Source organism: Tenacibaculum sp. (assembly GCF_048269885.1).
In the GTDB taxonomy this organism is placed as follows: Bacteria; Bacteroidota; Bacteroidia; order Flavobacteriales; family Flavobacteriaceae; genus Polaribacter.
Genome location: NZ_JBLWTZ010000036.1, coordinates 1 through 19771, shown reverse-complemented (window position 1 = coordinate 19771; position 19771 = coordinate 1). Strand labels below are relative to the sequence as shown.

General features: G+C 33.8%; 18 protein-coding genes. 16 read left to right on the top strand and 2 right to left on the bottom strand.

What is annotated here, in order from left to right; genetic code table 11:
• Positions 1–337: 337 nt before the first annotated feature.
• From ruvB to ACN0WY_RS16790, 4 genes are read left to right on the top strand one after another with little or no spacing between them, the layout of a single operon-like run.
• Positions 338–1360 (top strand): Holliday junction branch migration DNA helicase RuvB, encoded by a 1023-nt coding sequence (gene ruvB, locus ACN0WY_RS16805; RefSeq protein ID WP_330488567.1) that lies wholly within the window; start codon positions 338–340, stop codon positions 1358–1360.
• A 4-nt stretch (positions 1361–1364) separates the two neighbouring features.
• The gene (locus tag ACN0WY_RS16800) at positions 1365–3095 is read left to right on the top strand and encodes a SulP family inorganic anion transporter (protein ID WP_417801117.1); all 1731 of its coding nucleotides are present in this window, start codon (positions 1365–1367) and stop codon (positions 3093–3095) included.
• 11 nt (positions 3096–3106) lie between these two features.
• Entirely contained in the window at positions 3107–4516 is a 1410-nt protein-coding gene (locus tag ACN0WY_RS16795; protein WP_417801116.1) for an MBL fold metallo-hydrolase, read from the top strand.
• Between the two features lie 6 nt (positions 4517–4522).
• The gene (locus ACN0WY_RS16790) at positions 4523–4903 is read left to right on the top strand and encodes a rhodanese-like domain-containing protein (protein WP_417801115.1); all 381 of its coding nucleotides are present in this window, start codon (positions 4523–4525) and stop codon (positions 4901–4903) included.
• Positions 4904–4932: 29 nt separating this feature from the next.
• Here the strand turns inward: ACN0WY_RS16790 and ACN0WY_RS16785 are convergent, their stop codons facing one another.
• Together ACN0WY_RS16785 and ACN0WY_RS16780 are read right to left on the bottom strand one after the other, a co-directional pair.
• On the bottom strand, positions 4933–5619 hold the full coding sequence (locus ACN0WY_RS16785; protein ID WP_417801114.1) for a TlpA family protein disulfide reductase: 687 nt from the start codon (positions 5617–5619) through the stop codon (positions 4933–4935).
• A gap of 162 nt (positions 5620–5781) precedes the next feature.
• On the bottom strand, positions 5782–8157 hold the full coding sequence (locus tag ACN0WY_RS16780; RefSeq protein ID WP_417801113.1) for a TonB-dependent receptor: 2376 nt from the start codon (positions 8155–8157) through the stop codon (positions 5782–5784).
• Between the two features lie 555 nt (positions 8158–8712).
• Here ACN0WY_RS16780 and ACN0WY_RS16775 point away from each other — a divergent pair.
• From ACN0WY_RS16775 to ACN0WY_RS16720, 12 genes are all read left to right on the top strand, one after another.
• Positions 8713–9198 carry a biotin/lipoyl-containing protein gene (locus tag ACN0WY_RS16775; RefSeq protein WP_330488562.1) on the top strand — a complete coding sequence of 162 codons (486 nt, stop codon included), beginning with the start codon at positions 8713–8715 and terminating at the stop codon, positions 9196–9198.
• Between the two features lies 1 nt (position 9199).
• The gene (gene accC / locus ACN0WY_RS16770) at positions 9200–10636 is read left to right on the top strand and encodes an acetyl-CoA carboxylase biotin carboxylase subunit (protein WP_330488561.1); all 1437 of its coding nucleotides are present in this window, start codon (positions 9200–9202) and stop codon (positions 10634–10636) included.
• 45 nt (positions 10637–10681) lie between these two features.
• A complete protein-coding gene (locus ACN0WY_RS16765; RefSeq protein WP_417801112.1) occupies positions 10682–11188 on the top strand; it encodes a DUF7000 family protein in 507 nt (168 codons plus the stop codon).
• A gap of 144 nt (positions 11189–11332) precedes the next feature.
• Positions 11333–12874 carry an acyl-CoA carboxylase subunit beta gene (locus tag ACN0WY_RS16760; RefSeq protein WP_330488559.1) on the top strand — a complete coding sequence of 514 codons (1542 nt, stop codon included), beginning with the start codon at positions 11333–11335 and terminating at the stop codon, positions 12872–12874.
• Positions 12875–12960: 86 nt separating this feature from the next.
• Positions 12961–13149 carry a hypothetical protein gene (locus ACN0WY_RS16755; RefSeq protein WP_417801111.1) on the top strand — a complete coding sequence of 63 codons (189 nt, stop codon included), beginning with the start codon at positions 12961–12963 and terminating at the stop codon, positions 13147–13149.
• Positions 13150–13276: 127 nt separating this feature from the next.
• Complete coding sequence (locus tag ACN0WY_RS16750) at positions 13277–14398, top strand: hypothetical protein (RefSeq protein ID WP_417801110.1); 1122 nt, start codon at positions 13277–13279, stop codon at positions 14396–14398.
• Between the two features lie 4 nt (positions 14399–14402).
• Positions 14403–15629 (top strand): hypothetical protein, encoded by a 1227-nt coding sequence (locus tag ACN0WY_RS16745; protein WP_417801109.1) that lies wholly within the window; start codon positions 14403–14405, stop codon positions 15627–15629.
• A gap of 4 nt (positions 15630–15633) precedes the next feature.
• Complete coding sequence (locus ACN0WY_RS16740) at positions 15634–16614, top strand: hypothetical protein (RefSeq protein WP_417801108.1); 981 nt, start codon at positions 15634–15636, stop codon at positions 16612–16614.
• Positions 16615–16618: 4 nt separating this feature from the next.
• Complete coding sequence (locus tag ACN0WY_RS16735) at positions 16619–17881, top strand: hypothetical protein (RefSeq protein ID WP_417801107.1); 1263 nt, start codon at positions 16619–16621, stop codon at positions 17879–17881.
• A gap of 539 nt (positions 17882–18420) precedes the next feature.
• Positions 18421–18546 (top strand): hypothetical protein, encoded by a 126-nt coding sequence (locus ACN0WY_RS16730; protein WP_262510972.1) that lies wholly within the window; start codon positions 18421–18423, stop codon positions 18544–18546.
• Positions 18547–18757: 211 nt separating this feature from the next.
• Positions 18758–19111 carry a hypothetical protein gene (locus ACN0WY_RS16725; protein ID WP_417801106.1) on the top strand — a complete coding sequence of 118 codons (354 nt, stop codon included), beginning with the start codon at positions 18758–18760 and terminating at the stop codon, positions 19109–19111.
• 35 nt (positions 19112–19146) lie between these two features.
• Entirely contained in the window at positions 19147–19683 is a 537-nt protein-coding gene (locus ACN0WY_RS16720) for a hypothetical protein (RefSeq protein WP_417801105.1), read from the top strand.
• Positions 19684–19771: the final 88 nt, after the last annotated feature.

The following is a 19771-nucleotide window of genomic DNA, read 5'->3' as shown; positions in this document are numbered from 1 at the left end:
TCCGAACAGAGAAGTTAAGCCCATTAGCGCCGATGGTACTGCCACAGGTGGGAGAGTAGGTCGTTGCCTTTCTTTAACAAACCTCAATCTTTGATTAGATTGAGGTTTTTTTTATGCCTTTTTTTAGGAGCTTTAGAGCTGTAATTAACGAATGGTGTTCTTTTTAATAGAGTAAAAATAAAAGTGTGTTTTGTTGTTAATGTATAGAGATGATATAGTTTTTATTGTTCTCATTAACTATCACAACAGGTTATAATATGTATCTTAGCATAAAAATATTGGCTAAGTAACATATATTACAAAGCAAACATCATATTTCAAGTATATTTGCACCTATATGAATGAAAACCTAAACCCTGAAAACACAAACTACTCAAATGAGGAACTAGATGTAGAAAAAAAGCTACGTCCGCTTTCCTTTGATGATTTTACTGGTCAAGATCAGGCAATAGACAATTTAAAAATTTTTGTAGAGGCAGCGAATCAACGAGATGAAGCATTAGACCATGCCTTATTTCACGGCCCTCCAGGATTAGGAAAAACAACGTTGGCGCATATTTTAGCCAATGAGTTAGGAGTTGGAATAAAAGTAACCTCAGGACCTGTGTTAGACAAACCGGGAGATTTAGCAGGCTTACTAACCAACTTAGATGAACGTGATGTTTTGTTTATAGATGAAATCCATCGATTAAGTCCTATTGTTGAAGAGTACTTGTACTCAGCAATGGAAGATTATAAAATCGATATTATGATTGAATCTGGACCTAACGCACGTACTGTTCAAATTAATCTAGAACCATTTACTTTAGTAGGCGCCACTACTCGTTCAGGGTTACTTACAGCTCCTATGCGAGCTCGTTTTGGTATCAGTAGTCGATTGCATTATTACTCAACAGAACTACTAACAACGATTATTCAACGAAGTGCCTATATTTTAAAAGTGCCAATCTCTATGGAAGCAGCAATAGAAATTGCTGGAAGGAGTAGAGGAACCCCACGTATTGCCAATGCATTATTACGCAGAGTACGCGATTTTGCTCAAATTAAGGGAGATGGTACCATCACCATAGAAATAGCGAGATATGCTTTAAAAGCGTTAAATGTAGATGCCCACGGGCTAGATGAAATGGATAATAAAATTTTATCTACCATTATTGATAAGTTTAAAGGTGGACCAGTTGGGATAACCACTTTAGCAACAGCAGTTGCTGAAAATGCAGAAACAATTGAAGAAGTATATGAGCCCTTTTTAATACAACAAGGATTTATTATGCGAACACCCAGAGGAAGAGAAGTAACCGATTTGGCATATAAACATTTAGGAAGAATTAAAGGAACTAGCCAAGGAGAGCTCTTTTAAATAAATGAAACTACTAAAAAAACTCATACCGATACTAGAATGGTTACCCAACTATAAAAAATCGCAGTTAAGAGGTGATGTAGTTGCCGGTATAACCGTTGCTATTGTGTTAATTCCACAAGGTATAGCCTATGCATTAATTGCAGGATTACCACCAATTTATGGCTTGTATGCAGCCTTAATGCCTCAGTTAATGTATGCTGTTTTTGGAACATCACGTCAAGTAGCAATTGGTCCAGTAGCAATGGACTCCTTAATTGTAGCAACAGGAGTTTCTACCTTAGCATTAACAGGTTCTGAAAGTTATATTGCCATTGCAATATTACTCGCACTAGTAGTGGGGACTATTCAGTTTTTAATGGGAATTTTCCGCTTAGGATTTATTGTAAACTTTTTATCAAGACCTGTAATAACAGGATTTACTTCTGCAGTAGCTTTAATTATTGGACTAAATCAATTTAGGAACTTATTTGGAGTAGAGTTTGTACAAAGCGATCAAATTCATATACTATTAGAAGACATTCTCTTCAGACTTAAATATTTTAAAACAAATACAACAATTATAGGTTTAATAGCCTGCGCTATTATTATAATTTTTAGAAGAATTAATAGAAAAATACCCAACGCGTTAATCGTTGTTATACTGGGGATAGTAAGTATCCGTTTTTTTGGGACACAATTATCTGATGTTGCCATTGTAAAAGACATTCCTTCAGGTTTACCTAAATTTTCAATACCAGTAATCGATATAGCTTTGATACGTGAATTGATGCCAATAGCAGCAACGTTGGTTATGGTAGGATATTTAGAAACTATCTCTATTGGAAAAACCTTGGAAGCTAAACAAGATGAATACAGAGTAAGACCCAATCAAGAACTGGTAGCTTTAGGTTTGAGTAATATGGTTGGATCGTTATTTCAATCGTATCCATCAGCATCCAGCTTTTCTCGATCGGCAATCAATGCAGAATCGGGTGGAACTACAGGATTTTCCGCAATTGTTTCTGCGATTTTAGTCGTATTTACCTTGCTTTTTTTAACCCCAGTTTTTTACCACTTACCTAAAACTATTTTATCAGCAATCATTATTGTTGCAGTTTTTAACCTGATTAATGTAAAAGAAGCCAAAAGATTATGGAAAGCAAACAATTTAGATTTTTGGTTACTTTTAGCTACTTTTTTAGCTACTATTTTCTTCGGGATAGAATACGGAATTTTAATCGGCGTAGTTTTATCGTTAATTGTTTTAATTTTTAGAACCTCAAGACCGTATGTAGCCGAGTTAGGAAAAGTACCAAATTCAGACTTCTATCGTAATAAAAACAGGTTTAAGGAAGTTATTCTAGATGATGAAATTTTAGTGTTCCGTTTTGATGCACAGTTGTTTTATGCAAATTCAAATTATTTTCGAGATAAATTGGATGAAATGGCAGAAGAAAAAGGGAAGGCATTAAAATTGATTGTATTAGATGCAGAGAGTATTAACAGAGTAGATAGTACTGGGATAGAGATGTTAAAAGAACGTATTGTTTATTTTAACAAACACAACATTCAATTTTATTTTGCAGGAGTGAAAGGGCCTGTAAGAGATGCCTTTTTCAGAGGAGGTTTATTAGACGTTGTAAGTTTAGATCACTTTTTTATGCGTGCCAATGGTGCCGTAAATTTTTATAAAACAGGAGATAATCAAAATCAGAAAAAATACGCACAGTACATACACCAAGCGTATAAATAATATATAATATCATGAAAATAGAGCAAATTTATACAGGTTGTTTAGCACAAGGAGCCTATTATATTGAAAGTAATGGAGAAGTAGCAATTATAGATCCGTTACGTGAAGTTGATCCTTATATAAACAGAGCTGAAAAAGATGGCGCTAAAATCAAATATATTTTCGAAACTCACTTCCATGCAGATTTTGTAAGTGGTCATGTTACGCTAGCTGAAAAAACAGGAGCGACAATTGTATACGGACCAACAGCAAAAACAAATTATGAAGCTCATATTGCCACAGATGGAGAAGTATTTACCTTAGGAGATATTACTATTACCGTATTACATACTCCAGGACATACCATGGAGAGTGCTTCGTATTTATTAAAAGATAAGGAAGGAAAAAATCATGCAGTTTTTAGTGGAGATACCTTATTTTTAGGTGATGTAGGTCGTCCTGATTTAGCACAAAAAGCAGCAAACTTAACACAAGATGAATTAGCAGGACTATTGTACGATAGTTTACGCACAAAAATCATGACGTTGGAAGATGATGTAATTGTATATCCAGCACACGGAGCAGGATCGGCTTGTGGTAAGAACTTAAGCAAAGAAACAGTGGGTACTATTGGAGATCAAAAGAAAACCAATTATGCATTACGTGCAGATATGACCAAAGAAGAGTTTGTAAAAGAAGTAACTGACGGATTACTACCTCCACCTGAATATTTTCCTTTAAATGTTAAAATGAATAAGGAAGGGTATCAATCTATCGATGAAGTTATCAAAAGTGGAGCAACAGCTCTATCAGTAACAGATTTTGAAAAAATGGCCAACGAAACAGATGCGTTGATTTTAGATGTACGTCATCAATCCGAATTTATTAAAGGATTTATACCACAATCAATTTTTATTGGTTTAGGAGGAACATTTGCACCATGGGTAGGCGCATTGATTAAAGATGTTACACAGCCAATTTTATTAGTGACTCCAGAAGGAGAAGAAGAAACCACGATTACACGTTTATCTCGTGTTGGTTTTGATAACGTGTTAGGATATTTAGATGGAAGCTTTTTAGCTTGGAAAGAAGCAGGAAAAGAAGTAGACATGTTACGATCTGTTTCTGCAACTATTTTAGCAGAAGCAGTTACGAAAAAAGCACCTGTTTTTGATGTTAGAAAACCAGGAGAATACGCCAATGAGCATATTGTAGACGTACCAAGTACCCCATTAGACTTCCTAAACGATCATATTGAAGAGTTCCCAACAAAAGAAGACTTTTATGTGCACTGTGCTGGTGGATACCGTTCAGTAATTGCAGCGTCTATTTTAAAAGCAAGAGGATTCCATAATATAATTGATGTTGCAGGAGGATATAAAGCGATTAAAGAAACTGATATTCCAAGAACAGCAGCTGTTTGTCCATCAACTTTAAAATAGGGAAGAATGAACAAAGGTGTTTTTTTAGTAGGTTTATTTTTAACGGTAGTATTGTCGTGTAAGCCACAAACCAATGAAGGAAAAGAGATCACGGTAGAAAATTTACAAATAGTTTTAGAAAACGAAAATAGCATACAATTATTAGACGTTAGAACCCCAGAAGAGTGGGCTGGTGGAGTTATTAAAACTCCAATTAAAATAGATATTACAGGTGAAGACTTTGAAGGAAAGGTTTTAGAAAAGTTAGATAAATCGCAACCTGTATATATTTACTGTCGCTCAGGAGGTAGAAGTAAAAAAGCAACCGAACTCCTAGTTAAAAAAGGTTATGAAGTCTACAATGTTTTAGGAGGCTATTTAGAATGGACAGAAAAAAATAAAGAATAAAGAAAAAACCGAGCATTTGCTCGGTTTTCTTATTTCTGGATTACGCTTATAAAATTTTTAGTTACTGGTTTAATAAATTCTGTTAGTTTTTTTTCATTTATTTTGTTGACTTTACCCCACCCCATGTTTTTATTAGGGAATGCTGCTCCTCTAGTCATGTCAAGAATTTTTTTGTGCTCATCAATTAAATAAGCAGCAGGATAATCAAGTTTATGATTGAATCCATTAATCAGTATAGATGATTTGTCAAGAGGTTCAGTTTTTGAAGGGATTAAGTGAATTCTTTTGTCATATTTTGAAGCCATTTTTCTCAAGTCTTTCTTTTTATTCCAGAAAAGAACAATAAACTCAATTTGACCATCATATTTTTGGGCTAGCTTGTTTAAAGTTGGAATTTCTCCCCAACAAGGGCCACACCAATTAGCTGAAGTTAGAAGAACAATTGGAGTGTTAATTTTTCCAGTACTTATAGTTTTATTTTTTATAGTTTTAAAATCGTAGTTCGATAAATACTTTCCCTTGATGCAATTGTTTACAAGTGAATCAAATAATTTTATGGCTTTTTTATTTTCTTTGTCTTTCCAAGCTTGATTTATTTGTTTATTTAAATCCTCAATACAATTGCCAACAATATCTTTATAATAAATTTTTTCAGTAGTTTGACTATAAGAATTTAATGAAGTTAAAAAACCAAGGATAAAAAAAAGCTTCCTCATAAGTTTAAATTGGTGTGAATTAGTTTAAAGATGTAAATCTCTTTCCATGATTTATATTTCAAGTAAGCGATTTGTTTTTTATAGGGTAAAAATAGCAAATTATTCCATAAAAAAAACCGAGACAATTGTCTCGGTTTTTTTGTTTTTCTAGCATTTTCCCACTTAAAATTTTAACGTTGCACCTACTAAAAAGTTTCTAGTAGCTTGTGGATAGTAGCCTGCACCGTCAAGAGTGGTTGTCGTTCCAGGATTGGACCATGTGTCGTCATACGTGTAATAGTAGCCCCTATCAACATATTCTTTGTTAAAAATATTGTTTACTAACCCAGTAAGTACAATCGATTTAAAAATCTTATTAGTTTTAATTTCATAAACAATGTTTAAGTCACTCGTAAAGAATCCTTTTAAAACATCTAAACCAGATACTCTACTATCTAGGTTACTCATAAATTGTTTTCCAACATATTTAGATAAGAATGCGATTTGTACATTGTTAACTGGTTGATAAATCAATGCATTTCCAAAAACGATGTCAGGAGAAAAAGTAATAGGAGTATCTCCTAAATTTTGTAATTCCCCATTAATTTCAGCATGATAATCTCTATTAATGTTTTTACTAAAAGCAATATTAGGGCGCATAGATACTTGTTCAGATATGGTAATGTCAGCATCTACTTCTAATCCTAAACGATAACTATTACCACTAGAAGCACGTAAAGGTTCTCCAGTATTTGGGTCGATAGCACCGGTAAGAATCAATTGATTCTGATAATCCATATAATACACATTGGTATTTAATCGAACTGTTTTATTAGCCAAACGCCAACCTAATTCATAATCATCTAAGCTTTCGTGTTGAGAATTACCACCTTCAAAATCATTTCTATTAGGTTCTCTGTTCGCTTTAGCATACGAAGTATATATACTATGTTCGTCGTTTATTTTGTAAGTAAGTCCGAATTTTGGATTGAAAAAGTTATAATCCTTATCCACATCAATAGGAATTCTATCAGATGTCAACCCTTTCGTTTGATAATTTACAAATCGTCCTTGTACATCAACAAACGCTTTAAACTGATCAGAAAGACTAAACGTAGCTTTAGAGAAAATACTCAAATCTGTTTTTTCAGAAGTACTGTCGTAGTAATGGTCATTAATGTTGGTATTCGGAGTTAAATCACTTCCCCAAATAATTTCTCCATAATGGTCGTTATTATAGGTACTGTACGAAACTCCAGAAATAATTTCTAACTTGTCATTTTTGTACGTAGCATTCCCATTAGCAACATAAAAATGATTGTCTAACCACCTTCTCACAATTACATCGCTTCCATCAACAATTAAACCATCATAATCAGCAGCATCACTTCCTCCTTTAAATTGTTCGTAATACCCTTTACCACGTGTATAATTTAAACCAATATTGGTAGTCCAGTTTTCAGAAAGTTTTTCATTCCAGTGTAACTGATAGTGATCTTGCCAATAATTATCGGTTTCATTATCGTAGGTATACGGATTTTGACGACGATTTTCTTTTAGTTCCTCAGGAGTTAAACCATACCAAGCTTGATAGGTTCTTTCTTTACCTCCAAAAACTAAAGCTTTAATCAACGTATTGTCATCGGTATAGCTACCTTGTAAGAAATACGATTTTAAATCGGTGAAAGCTCTATCAACGTATCCATCAGAGTATATGTTAGATAAACGTCCCGCAAATTCAAACCCATTATTTAACTTACCAGTAGTAAACTTTACGGTGTGCTTTCTTGTTCCGTACGAACCAAAAGCATTTGAAATTTCTCCACCAGCTTCCTCAGAAACGGCATCGGTTAAGATGTTTAAACTAGCTCCAAAAGCTCCAGAACCGTTCGTAGAAGTACCTACCCCACGCTGTAATTGTAAACTTTGTGTAGACGAAGCAAAATCTCCCATATTAACCCAAAAAGTTCCCTGACTTTCGGCATCGTTATACGGAATTCCGTTAATGGTAACGTTTACACGAGTAGCATCCGAACCACGTACACGAATATAAGTATACCCAATACCAGCACCCGCATCCGACGAAGATGTTACTGACGGTAAATAGTTTAATAATACAGGAATGTCTTGCCCTAAATTACGTTTTTCAATTTCTTGTTTGCTAAGATTAGAGTGCGTTACGGGCGCATCTGCTTTTACACGAACGGCAGAAACCAGTACTTCATCTAAAATGGCTTCATCGGAAGTTAACTGAAAGGTAATTTGTTGATTGTTGGTTATCACAACCTCTTGTAAAAGGGGATTAAAACCAATGTGTGAAACTTTAAAAACATAAGTTCCTTTTGATAGCTTTAATGTAAAATCACCATTAAAATCGGTAGCAGTTCCTTTGTTAAGAGAGGCAACAGTTACCGTAGCACCCACCAAAGGTTTTTTGTTGGCATCAATTACTTTACCAGATAAAGTAAATGTTTGTGCACTTGCTGTTAGTGTTGTAAATACTACAAGTAAAAAAGCGACTATTTTCACTTTCTTTATCGCAGGGCGATAGCCAAACATAATTTTTTTCAGACTTGTTTTTAAGCTGTTTTTAGCAAAATAACATTCTGTGTTTATTAATTGTGAATATTGATTGAAAGACATCGGTCTCATTTTATAAAAAACAAAATCGAATAAAAAGAGGTAATTATTCTTTAGTTAAACATTGAATAATTAAATTATGAGCGTAAAGCATAGCTTTATTTTTGCACTCGCTAAAAAGGTCTACCAGACCTTTTATTTACGCTCGCTTCCCTAAACAGCATTACCTGTTCCAGGTTCGTTGGGTATGATCTCAGCCTATTTTTAATTATGAGTTATAAATGTTGAATTTTAAGTTAACTAACAACTATTTACTAAACACTAATAACTCAAAAGGCACCCCTTTATGAGAACGGTGCAAAGGTATATATGAAATATGAATTAAGATCGATAAATAGTGGATTTTTCTAGGATTATTTATAAAAGAACGGGAAGTTATTAAGTAAGTAAAAAAACATTCTTATGAATTTATAGAGTTAACTCATGCATTCCATCGTAATTTTAATATTTTAGTGGTGAAAATATCAGATATTTATGAGTAAATCTTTTAAAACGAGCGTTAATAAAACGCATGATTTTGACTTTACTGAAGCGCAAATAGAGGCGTTAGATATAGTAGAAAAATCAAAAAATAACTACCATGTACTTGAAGGCAACCAATCGTATCAAGCTACCATACTTCAAACAAATTTCAACAAAAAAACATACACCGTTCAAATCAATGGAAATACCTATGAGGTAAGTATTGCTGATGAATTAGATATGTTGATTGATGAGTTAGGGTTGGAAGTAGCAACCGAGAAAAAAGAAAACGATATCAAGGCTCCAATGCCCGGGTTAATTGTTTCTGTTGATGTTGAAATTGGTCAAGAAGTAAAAGAAGGTGACGGGATTTTAGTATTAGAGGCCATGAAAATGGAGAATACCTTACAAGCACCAAGAGATGGAATCGTAAAATCGGTTGCGATACAAGTGGGGGATAAAGTAGAAAAGAATACGGTTTTAATAGAAATGGAATAAGATGAAAAAGATATTAGTAGCAAATAGAGGAGAGATTGCATTGCGTGTAATGCGTACAGCAAAAAAGATGGGAATTAAAACGGTAGCGGTTTTTTCAGAAGCAGATAGAAATTCTCCACACGTAACTTTTGCAGACGAAGCAGTATGTATTGGTCCTGCGCCATCGAATCAATCCTATTTATTAGGCGATAAAATTATTGAAGTAGCGAAGGAGTTAGGTGTAGATGGAATTCACCCGGGGTATGGATTTTTAAGTGAAAATGCAGCGTTTGGAGAAGCCGTAGCAAAATCAGGAATTGTATTTATAGGGCCGAAAACCCATGCTATTGAAGTGATGGGGAGCAAATTGGCAGCAAAAGAGGCCGTGAAAGCTTATGATATTCCGATGGTTCCGGGCATTGATGAAGCAGTAACTGATGTAGCCTATGCTACAAAAGTAGCGAATGAAATTGGCTATCCGATTTTAATCAAAGCCTCAGCAGGAGGTGGAGGAAAAGGAATGCGTGTCGTAGAAAAAGAAGCCGATATTAAAGAACAAATGCAACGTGCAATTTCAGAAGCAGCATCAGCTTTTGGAGATGGTTCTGTATTTATAGAAAAATATGTGGGTTCACCACGTCATATCGAAATTCAAGTGTTGGCAGATGCTCATGGAAACGTAGTACATTTATTTGAACGTGAATGTTCGGTACAACGTCGCCATCAAAAAGTAGTAGAAGAAGCGCCATCGAGTGTGTTGACTCCTGAAATTAGAGAAGCGATGGGAGCAGCAGCCGTAAGAGTTGCGAAAGCCTGTGATTATTTAGGGGCAGGAACGGTGGAGTTTTTATTAGATGAAAATAAAAACTTCTACTTCCTAGAAATGAACACACGTTTACAAGTGGAGCATCCAGTTACGGAACTCATTACAGGAGTAGACTTGGTAGAGCAGCAAATAAAAATAGCAAGAGGAGAGGAGCTATCATTCTCACAAGAAGAGTTGCAAATTAACGGACACGCGTTAGAATTACGAGTGTACGCTGAAGACCCGTTAGACAATTTTGCACCGAGTATTGGCGTGTTGGAAACCTACCAACATCCGAAAGGAGAAAATATTCGTGTAGATGATGGTTTTGAAGAAGGAATGGAAATTCCTATTTATTACGATCCGATGATTTCTAAATTGATTACCTATGGAAATACACGTGAAGAAGCTATCGAGCTAATGAAGCAAGCCATTAGTAATTATAAGGTAAAAGGAATAGAAACTACGTTGCCGTTTGGAAAGTTCGTATGCGAACACGAAGCGTTTACTTCAGGAAATTTCGATACTCATTTTGTAAAGAAATATTATACCCCTGAGTTGTTAGAAGCAGGATACGAAAAAGAAGCAAAGATTGCTGCACAAGTTGCCTTACAGCAGTATTTAAAAGAGCAACGTATTTTAAAAACTTGTTAAGTATAAGGTAGGGTATTATTAATCTGTGTTAAATGTTTTTTTTATATGAAAAGTTTAAATGATTATGTAGCAGTGTATAAAGAACAACTTCAGAAAGGAGAGATATTAATTGCTTATAATGAATTGGTGAAGTTTGTTATGAGATTAAGAACAGACTTTATGAAAAACCTTTCTGACCAATATACTTTTGCAGGAATTCTTCATGGATATATGGACTATACCTACTTTTATTATTCCAATGCATTCTTAAAGAGTAAAAAGTTAAAGTTTGGATTAGTGTTAAATCACTTAGAAATGAGGTTTGAAGTGTGGCTTTTAGGAAACACTTTACCTATTCAAAAAAAGTACTGGGAATTATTGAAGTCAACAAAGTGGCATAAGGATACAGAGGAAATGCCGAAATATTCAATTATTGAAGCAGTTTTGGTTGTTCATCCTGATTTTAATGACCTGAATACATTGGCAAAGCAGATAGAAACTAAAATGATTCGGGTTTCTGAGGAAATAGTAGCATGTTTAAGAAACGACCTAGAAGTTAAAAAGAAGATATAACAATAATAGTTAAAACAATTTGCGTTAGGGATTGTAGCGACATCCTTTTGTTGTGAGTTCGAGTTTGCAGAGCAAGTATCGAGAACCAACAAAAGATATAGCGGAAAGCCCGACCCTTGGGGAACGCCCAAAAAAAGAATATAGATGAAATCTAAAATAGAAGCATTACAACATAAACTTACCGAAGCAAAGTTAGGAGGCGGACAACAACGCATTGACCGTCATCATCAAAAAGGAAAATTAACCGCTCGTGAGCGTATCGATTATTTCTTAGATGAAGGTTCTTTTGAAGAAGTAGGTATTTTAGTAACGCATAGAACGACCGATTTCGGCATGGAGAATCAGAAATTTTACGGTGACGGAGTGGTTACTGGATACGGAACGGTAAACGGACGCTTGGTGTACGTATTTGCACAAGATTTTACGGTATTTGGAGGTTCGTTATCGGAAACACATGCCGAAAAAATCTGTAAGATTATGGATTTAGCCGTAAAAGTAGGTGCACCATTAATCGGATTGAACGATTCTGGTGGAGCACGTATTCAAGAAGGCGTACGTTCGTTAGGTGGGTATGCCGATATTTTTTACAGAAATGTACAAGCATCGGGAGTCATTCCGCAAATTTCAGCGATTATGGGACCTTGTGCGGGTGGAGCAGTATATTCACCAGCCATGACCGATTTTACCGTAATGGTAGAAAATTCAAGTTATATGTTTGTTACAGGACCTAGCGTAGTAAAAACAGTAACCAATGAAGAAGTTACTTCAGAAGAGTTAGGAGGCGCAAGTACGCATGCAACCAAATCGGGAGTTACGCATTTAACAGCAGCGAACGATGTACAATGTTTGGAAGATATCAAAACCTTGTTGAGTTATATGCCACAGAATAATCAGGAAACCACAGCAAAATTACCATTTGAATTAGGAGATGAAATTAGAGAAGAGTTAGCCAATATTGTTCCAGATAATGCAAACAAACCGTATGATATGCGTGCCGTAATTGATGGTATTGCAGATGCGGATTCGTTTTTTGAAATCCATAAAGATTATGCCGATAATATTGTGGTTGGATTTGCGCGTTTAGGAGGAAGAAGTGTGGGGATTGTAGCTAATCAACCGATGAGTTTAGCGGGATGTTTGGATGTAAACAGTTCTAAAAAAGCAGCACGTTTTACCCGTTTTTGCGATTGCTTTAATATTCCGTTATTGGTGTTGGTAGATGTACCAGGATTCTTACCAGGAACCGACCAAGAATGGAATGCGATTATTACCAACGGAGCAAAATTATTATATGCGTTGAGTGAAGCTACCGTGCCAAGAGTAAGTGTAATTACCCGTAAAGCCTATGGTGGAGCGTATGACGTAATGAACTCAAAACACATTGGAGCCGATATGAACTTTGCATGGCCTAGTGCAGAAATTGCGGTAATGGGAGCCAAAGGAGCGAGTGAAATTATCTTTAAAAAGGAAATTGCCGAAGCTGACGACCACGAAGCAAAATTAGCAGAGAAAGAAGCGGAGTATGCAGATAAATTTGCAAATCCGTACCGTGCAGCAGAACGTGGATTTGTAGATGAGGTAATTTTACCACAAGACACCCGTAGAAAACTAATCAAAGCTTTTGCCATGTTAGAAGGTAAAAAAGTAGAACGCCCAAATAGAAAACACGGGAACATACCTTTATAATAAAATTCTTTCGCGAAGAATGACAGACATAAACTTTGGATGTCTTTAAATGCCCAAAGCTCTATTAAATGTTTAATTTTTTTAAAATGAAAAAACAAGTTTTAAATTTAGGAGAAGCTTTAAGTAAAGTAGAACAAAAATCAATTAAAGGAGGGGTTTACTATTGTGGAGATACAGCATGCCCTTCAGGCTTGTGTTGTAACTCAATGCACCAATGTGCAGTATACAATGAAGAGTTAAACGTGTGTCCACCCTATGTTCCTGGATCATACTAAGAATTAACAAAATTATAATATAATGGTAGTGTAAAGCTTTATACTACCATTTTTTGTAACCTTTAGGATTTAGTTATTTTATATACTTTTGTCTTAAATAAGTATAAAACAATCTCAAAAAATTATTATGAAAACAACAAAGAGAATTGCTCTCATAGCTATGATGGGAGTGAGTTTAGGAATAAAGGTACAAGCTCAAGCAATAACAGATACGGGAGATAAAGTAGGAATAGGTACCACAACACCACAATCAAAACTACATGTAGTAGGAAATGAAAATGGAGGACTTATAGTTAACCACAATTATAAATATGGGTATCCAAATTATGGAATAAAAATTATAGGAGACCAAAGCACTACTAAGAGTGGAGAAGTTACTCTTTCAGTATATGGAGGAGGAGCTTATTCAGGGTTCGATTTAGCCCATGGGGCGACTTACTACGGGTCAGGAGCATATAAAACAGGAGCAAATGTTAATAGTTCATCTCGTATTATAGGATATGGCGGTAATTTAAGATTCTATACAAATGCTAACTTAGCAGAAAACACTAACTTTTCACCAACCCAACGAATGGTTATCAATTCATCAGGTAATGTGGGAATAGGAACAACTTCACCTTCTAAACGAATGCATATAAAAGGAAGCACAGGTTCCTATGACCAATTACTTGTAGAAGGAGGAGTATCTGCTGCTATACAATTAGAGTCAAAAGAAAATATAGGAGATAGACCCGTTATTAGTGGTAATAATGGAAGTTTTTCTATTCAAATATGGAAAAACCGTTCTAGTTGGAAATCTACTCCTTTTCATATCAATCAATCTGGTAATATAGGTATAGGAACAACAGATACAAAAGGGTTTAAACTAGGGGTTAATGGAAAAATAGCAGCAACAGAGGTAAAAGTAGCGACCTATGCAAATTGGTCTGATTTCGTATTCTATGAAGATTATCAATTACCAACACTTACTGAGGTAGAAAACCACATTAAAGAGAAAGGACATTTAAAAGATATTCCAAGTGCTAAGGAAGTAGAGAAAAATGGTTTTTTTCTAGGAGAAATGGATGCTAAATTATTACAGAAAATAGAAGAATTAACCCTATATACGATAGCGCAAGAAAAGAAAATAAGGATTTTAGAGAAACAAAACTCTAAAATCGAGGCGCAAGAGAAAGAAATAGAAGAGTTGAAAAAACAAAATTTTAATATTCAAGAACTAGTAAATAAATTAATAGAGGAAAAAAAATAAGGGAATGAAAACAACAAAGAGAATTGCTATCATAGCTATGATGGGGGTAAGTTTTGGAATAAAGGCACAAGCTAAAGCAATAACAGATACGGGTGATAAAGTAGGAATTGGTACAACGAGCCCAAGTCAGAAATTAGAAGTAAAAGGAAAAGTTTTGTTAAAGTCAGACTCTTATGTACATTACGCTATTGAAAGGGAAAATGGAGCTCAATCTATACATGGTATTACCTCTAATACTCATGACGCTTTTTTATCAAGTTCTGGTAACCTAAAATTCTTGACAAACTATAATGGGACAAGTTACAATACAGCAATGTTTGTAAATCATGAAGGTAATGTTGGAATAGGAACAACCTCTCCTTCTGAAAAGTTAGAGGTAAAAGAAGGGAATATTAGAATTTATGGAGTAAACACTTCAAGATATATTCGTTTTGGAGAAGTTAATTATCAAGGTGCTTTTATTAATTATGATGGAACAACAAATGTATTGAATATAGGTGTTAATAATATTAATACAGCAGATACGAGTAACGATTATAATGCTATTAGTATAGTGAGAAGTGGTGGAAATGTAGGGATAGGAACAACCTCTCCTTCTGAAAAACTAGAAGTAAAAGATGGGAACATTAGAATAGAGGGATTAAATACATCTAGATATATTCGTTTTGGAGAAGAAAATTACCTAGGTGCTTTTATCAATTATGATGGAACAGCAAATATATTAAACATAGGTGTTAATAATGTCAATGCAGCGGAAGCAAGTAACGATTATAATGCGATTAGTATAATTAGAAGTAGTGGTAAAGTAGGTATTGGAACAACTACAACTGGTTCTCATAAACTAGCTGTTGAAGGTTCAATAGGAGCAAGAGAAATTAAAGTAGAAGGCAGTGGTTGGTCAGATTTTGTTTTTGAAAATGAGTATGAGTTACCCACTTTAAAAGAAGTAGAGAACCATATTAAAGAGAATGGACATTTAAAAGATATTCCAAGTGCTAAGGAAGTAGAGAAAAATGGATTTTTCCTAGGGGAGATGGATGCTAAATTATTACAGAAAATAGAAGAGTTAACCCTATATACGATAGAGCATGAAAAGAAAATAAAGGTTTTAGAAAAACAAAACTCTAAAATTGAGGCGCAAGAGAAAGAGATAGAAGAATTGAAAAAACAAAACTCTAAGATTCAAGAATTAGAAAAGTTAGTAAAGAAATTAATAGAAGATAAAAAATAAGAGCATGAAAAGAACAGTAAGAATTGCTATCATAGCTATGATGGGAATAAGTTTGGGAGTTAATGCCCAGTGGGTTTCGAATGGAGATAATTCAACAACAGGAGGCATTATTATTAATGGTGGAACCTCAGGGAGTAATTTTAAAAGAAAATTTGATTATAACGGAGGTGGTTGGGCAAGAACACTTATTGAGTATGAAAACTCACTAATGTCATCAGATAACTTCAAAATAGGCTTATACGGGGGAAGGACAGATCATATTTATTCATATTTAGGTTATGGAAACTATAATGATTTGAAAAACTTAAGGATATACCCAAATGGTAATACTTATTTTGGAGGTAATATAGGAGTTGGTACCGCTACTCCACAAGCAAAATTAAACGTTCAAGGGACTTTTCAAGTGGGAACGACTACTAATTATGATGCAGGAGTATTAAGTACTTCATATGAAAATGGTAGCTTGTATTTAAATATGATTGAGTATGATGATCCATTGGTTATGAATTTTAAACAAACTTTAAATCCGGATTATCATGAAAAAATCTATTTTAATAAAGGAGGTTTTGGAATAGGAATATCAGATACCAAAGGCTTTAAATTAGGGGTTAATGGTAAGGTAGCAGCAACAGAAGTAAAAGTAGCTACCTATGCAAATTGGGCAGATTTCGTATTTTATGAAGATTACCAATTACCAACCCTAACCGAAGTAGAAAAGCACATTAAAGAAAAAGGGCATTTAAAAGATATTCCGAGTGCCAAAGAGGTAGAGAAAAATGGATTTTTCTTGGGAGCGATGGATGCTAAATTATTACAGAAAATAGAAGAGTTAACCCTATATACGATAGAACAGGATAAAAACTTAAAAACTCAAAATTCTAAAATAGAGGCGCAAGAGAAAGAAATAGAAGAGTTGAAAAAGCAAAATTCTAAAATTAAAGAATTAGAAAAGTTAGTAAAGCAATTATTAAAAGATAAAAAATAAATCAATGAAAAAAAGAATTAAAATTGCTATCATAGCTATGATGGGAATGAGTTTAAGAGTGAGTGCTCAAAATGAAGTGGATAGATATTTTCAAGTTAATGCAGACAACCAAAATGATTATGTTGCTTCTAGAATTTTTCTTAAGAGTCATAGCGATTATAGAGGAGCAGGTATCTTTAGTCTTGGACAAACCAACAATTGGTTTATAGGTAATCCATATACCGATCATGCTAATAGTTTTATGATTGGTGTGACGAATATAAGTGACGGAGAAGAGGTGAGTGCTCAAAAGAAGTATGCTAAATTTTACTTAAATAAAGACGGTTATGTAGGAGTTGGTACAACAAACCCTGATATGAAATTATCCGTAAGATCAAATGATCAAAATATAGCTAGGTTTCATTATACAGGGAGCTCTACTATAAGCGGATTTAGGATAGGAAGATCAAATTCTTACGGTGATTTTATAAACCTTTCTACTGGTTTTGGTATAGGAGTGGGGACATCTTCTGGAAATTTGCCATTAGCCTCTCAAAATATTGATGATGTTGATTTTTTTATCAATAATTCTACTCGAAATATAGGAATTGGCACAACAAACCCTCAAGCTAAACTAGATGTTAATGGAAGTTTAAAAGTGACATCACCTGGAAGTACGTGGATAAAAGGAAAAATAGGTACAGGAGGAATAACCTACACTACACAGCTAAAGGTTGATAAATACCATTCTTTAATACGTCAAAAAACGTATAGTGGCCATTATATTAATTTAGGGGGGCTCCGTGATTATTTTGGTTTTTTTGGTTATGATAAAGATAGGACTGAAAATGGGTTTGATCATAGTATGGTAATGAATTTAAATACAGGTAATGTAGGTATTGGAACTCTAACAACAGGTTCTCATAAACTAGCTGTTGAAGGTTCTATTGGAGCAAGGGAAATAAAAGTGGAAGCTAGCGGTTGGTCTGATTTCGTATTTTATGAAGATTACCAATTACCAACGTTAACAGAAGTAGAAAAGCACATTAAAGAAAAAGGGCATTTAAAAGATATTCCGAGTGCTAAGGAAGTAGAGAAAAATGGATTTTTCTTGGGAGCAATGGATGCTAAATTATTACAGAAGATTGAAGAGTTAACCTTGTACACCATAGCACAAGAGAAAAAAATAAAGTTGTTAGAAAAGCAACAAACTAAACTAGAGGAGCAAGAAAAGAAAATTGAAAAACTAGAACTTTTGGTAGAAAAATTACTAAAAGAAAAAAACTAGCAAAAAAAAAAACGTCATTACGAGCCTTTCGACTTAAGTTTATCTTGAGCGACAGTCGAAAGGCTCAAGACAGACTAAAAGTACAGTAATCTGTATGTTTTTAGTTCGAAATAAACAGCTTATTTCAGTCGTACCTCCTTCGTAATGACGTTAGCTAATAAAAGTTTGATTTTATAAAGGAGTTTTTCGAAGCCCTTTTACGCAGAATAGTCTGAAAAAGCGATGAGATTCAGAGGCTTTGCCTCGCATCGTTTTTCAGGCCTTTTTAAACAAGGTTTAAAAATTCCTCGTAAAAGTGTCCTTTCTTTTGGTTCGTTTTCTTTGGACAAGCAAAGAAAATGAAGGCAATAGTTTATTGATTAATACTATTAAGTATAAAGCTACTCTACACTCAGTTTAATACTACATTAATGATATAAAAACCAACTTTTATGACTTAAATAGTTGGTTTTGAGGATTTCCGTAAGAATGTGTGGTGTTAATGTTTTAGGTTTATGGGAGATTGTAAAATCAACTAACATTAAATAAAGTAAAAAGTTATGGCACTTAAACCAGGACCAAAAAGGATAGCAAAATCAACTGGAAAACCAGATCAAAGACAAAGAGATAATAAAGATACACCAGGAAACACGCCATCATTAAAACCATCAAAGCGTAAAAAATAAACGTTTATAATTTTATGAAAGTCTAACATAGTAGGTTTTAACTAATATGAGGATATAAAAATTGCCAAACTTTATAGTATCCCATGCTTTTATTAGGATAAAAGAACTAAAATTTGAGATAAAACGAGTTGGTAATAATTTAAGAAGTATCTACTATTAAGTAGATTAGGAACTAAATTTTTATTTTTAAGAGTATTAACAAGAAAAAACAATGAAAAATTATATAGCTACATTAGTTTTAATATCAATATGCGCTTTAGGATTTGGACAAGAATCTTTTAAAAAAGTATATGAAATACCAAACACTATAACCTATTGCAATGGACCAAATATAACTTTAAAAAAGGTGTCAAAAATAAAATTTAAAGACTTAACAGATAAAGAACAAGATAGTATCAGAGCAATTTATCCGTTAGGTTCAAAATTAAATTATGAGATAGAAAAAAATATTTTTGGAAAAAAAATAAAGGTCTTTGACACTACAACAATAGATGAAAAATTTTACTCAAGACAAGTAATTGAAAAAAAGAGAACATTACAAGAAATGGAATTAAAGGGTTTGTGAAATTTGAAAAAAATAAATTAATTGTTAATCCTTATTTGACAAAAGATAGAAATGGAGATTTTGGAAAACGAGATGTCTATTTTTATGAACTAGAAAATAGACAAACTATAAAATTAAATTTTAGAGAATGGACAGTTTCTGCCCTTACAATACCATTTAAATATAGATTTAAAGATAGAGATGCAGGAATAAGTGAGGAATTTACAACAGATTTTAATGCAAATTTATTTGTAGGAAGAACTTTTTATGGCAAAACATCTTTTTTTTATCGAAAAGACGTTGGAAATATATCGAATACTTATAAATGGACTGGAGGTTTACTCATAGGCGCATCTACTGTTACTTTAAATGCAAGTAATACTTCAAGTGCAAATATACCATTAGATTCAGACACAGAAATAGTCAAAGGATTGGGAACAATCGGATTAGGTTTATCTTTTAGTTATAACAAGATAAATCTTGGAGGGTTTATTGGTTGGGATTACAGTGTTGGAGATGATGCTGAAAAATGGAATTATAATAAAGAGCCTTGGATAGGGTTTGCATTAGGATATTCTCTTTTTAAATTTTAAAAAACTACTGCCAACAAAGAACTGAGGTAAAAAACAAGTACATTTTATACTTTTTTAAACAAACGTACTTTTATAATTTGCGTCATAA

Bases quoted from the DNA above. Each gene is read 5' to 3' on its own strand.
- ACN0WY_RS16735 (WP_417801107.1), top strand. From the start codon at position 16,619: ATGAAAAAAAGAATTAAAATTGCTATCATAGCTATGATGGGAATGAGT.
- ACN0WY_RS16795 (WP_417801116.1), top strand. From the start codon at position 3,107: ATGAAAATAGAGCAAATTTATACAGGTTGTTTAGCACAAGGAGCCTAT.
- ACN0WY_RS16755 (WP_417801111.1), top strand. From the start codon at position 12,961: ATGAAAAAACAAGTTTTAAATTTAGGAGAAGCTTTAAGTAAAGTAGAA.
- ACN0WY_RS16790 (WP_417801115.1), top strand. From the start codon at position 4,523: ATGAACAAAGGTGTTTTTTTAGTAGGTTTATTTTTAACGGTAGTATTG.
- ACN0WY_RS16760 (WP_330488559.1), top strand. From the start codon at position 11,333: ATGAAATCTAAAATAGAAGCATTACAACATAAACTTACCGAAGCAAAG.
- ACN0WY_RS16730 (WP_262510972.1), top strand. From the start codon at position 18,421: ATGGCACTTAAACCAGGACCAAAAAGGATAGCAAAATCAACTGGAAAA.
- accC (WP_330488561.1), top strand. From the start codon at position 9,200: ATGAAAAAGATATTAGTAGCAAATAGAGGAGAGATTGCATTGCGTGTA.
- ACN0WY_RS16765 (WP_417801112.1), top strand. From the start codon at position 10,682: ATGAAAAGTTTAAATGATTATGTAGCAGTGTATAAAGAACAACTTCAG.
- ruvB (WP_330488567.1), top strand. From the start codon at position 338: ATGAATGAAAACCTAAACCCTGAAAACACAAACTACTCAAATGAGGAA.
- ACN0WY_RS16800 (WP_417801117.1), top strand. From the start codon at position 1,365: ATGAAACTACTAAAAAAACTCATACCGATACTAGAATGGTTACCCAAC.
- ACN0WY_RS16745 (WP_417801109.1), top strand. From the start codon at position 14,403: ATGAAAACAACAAAGAGAATTGCTATCATAGCTATGATGGGGGTAAGT.
- ACN0WY_RS16780 (WP_417801113.1), bottom strand. From the start codon at position 8,157: ATGTTTGGCTATCGCCCTGCGATAAAGAAAGTGAAAATAGTCGCTTTT.
- ACN0WY_RS16740 (WP_417801108.1), top strand. From the start codon at position 15,634: ATGAAAAGAACAGTAAGAATTGCTATCATAGCTATGATGGGAATAAGT.
- ACN0WY_RS16725 (WP_417801106.1), top strand. From the start codon at position 18,758: ATGAAAAATTATATAGCTACATTAGTTTTAATATCAATATGCGCTTTA.
- ACN0WY_RS16785 (WP_417801114.1), bottom strand. From the start codon at position 5,619: ATGAGGAAGCTTTTTTTTATCCTTGGTTTTTTAACTTCATTAAATTCT.
- ACN0WY_RS16775 (WP_330488562.1), top strand. From the start codon at position 8,713: ATGAGTAAATCTTTTAAAACGAGCGTTAATAAAACGCATGATTTTGAC.
- ACN0WY_RS16750 (WP_417801110.1), top strand. From the start codon at position 13,277: ATGAAAACAACAAAGAGAATTGCTCTCATAGCTATGATGGGAGTGAGT.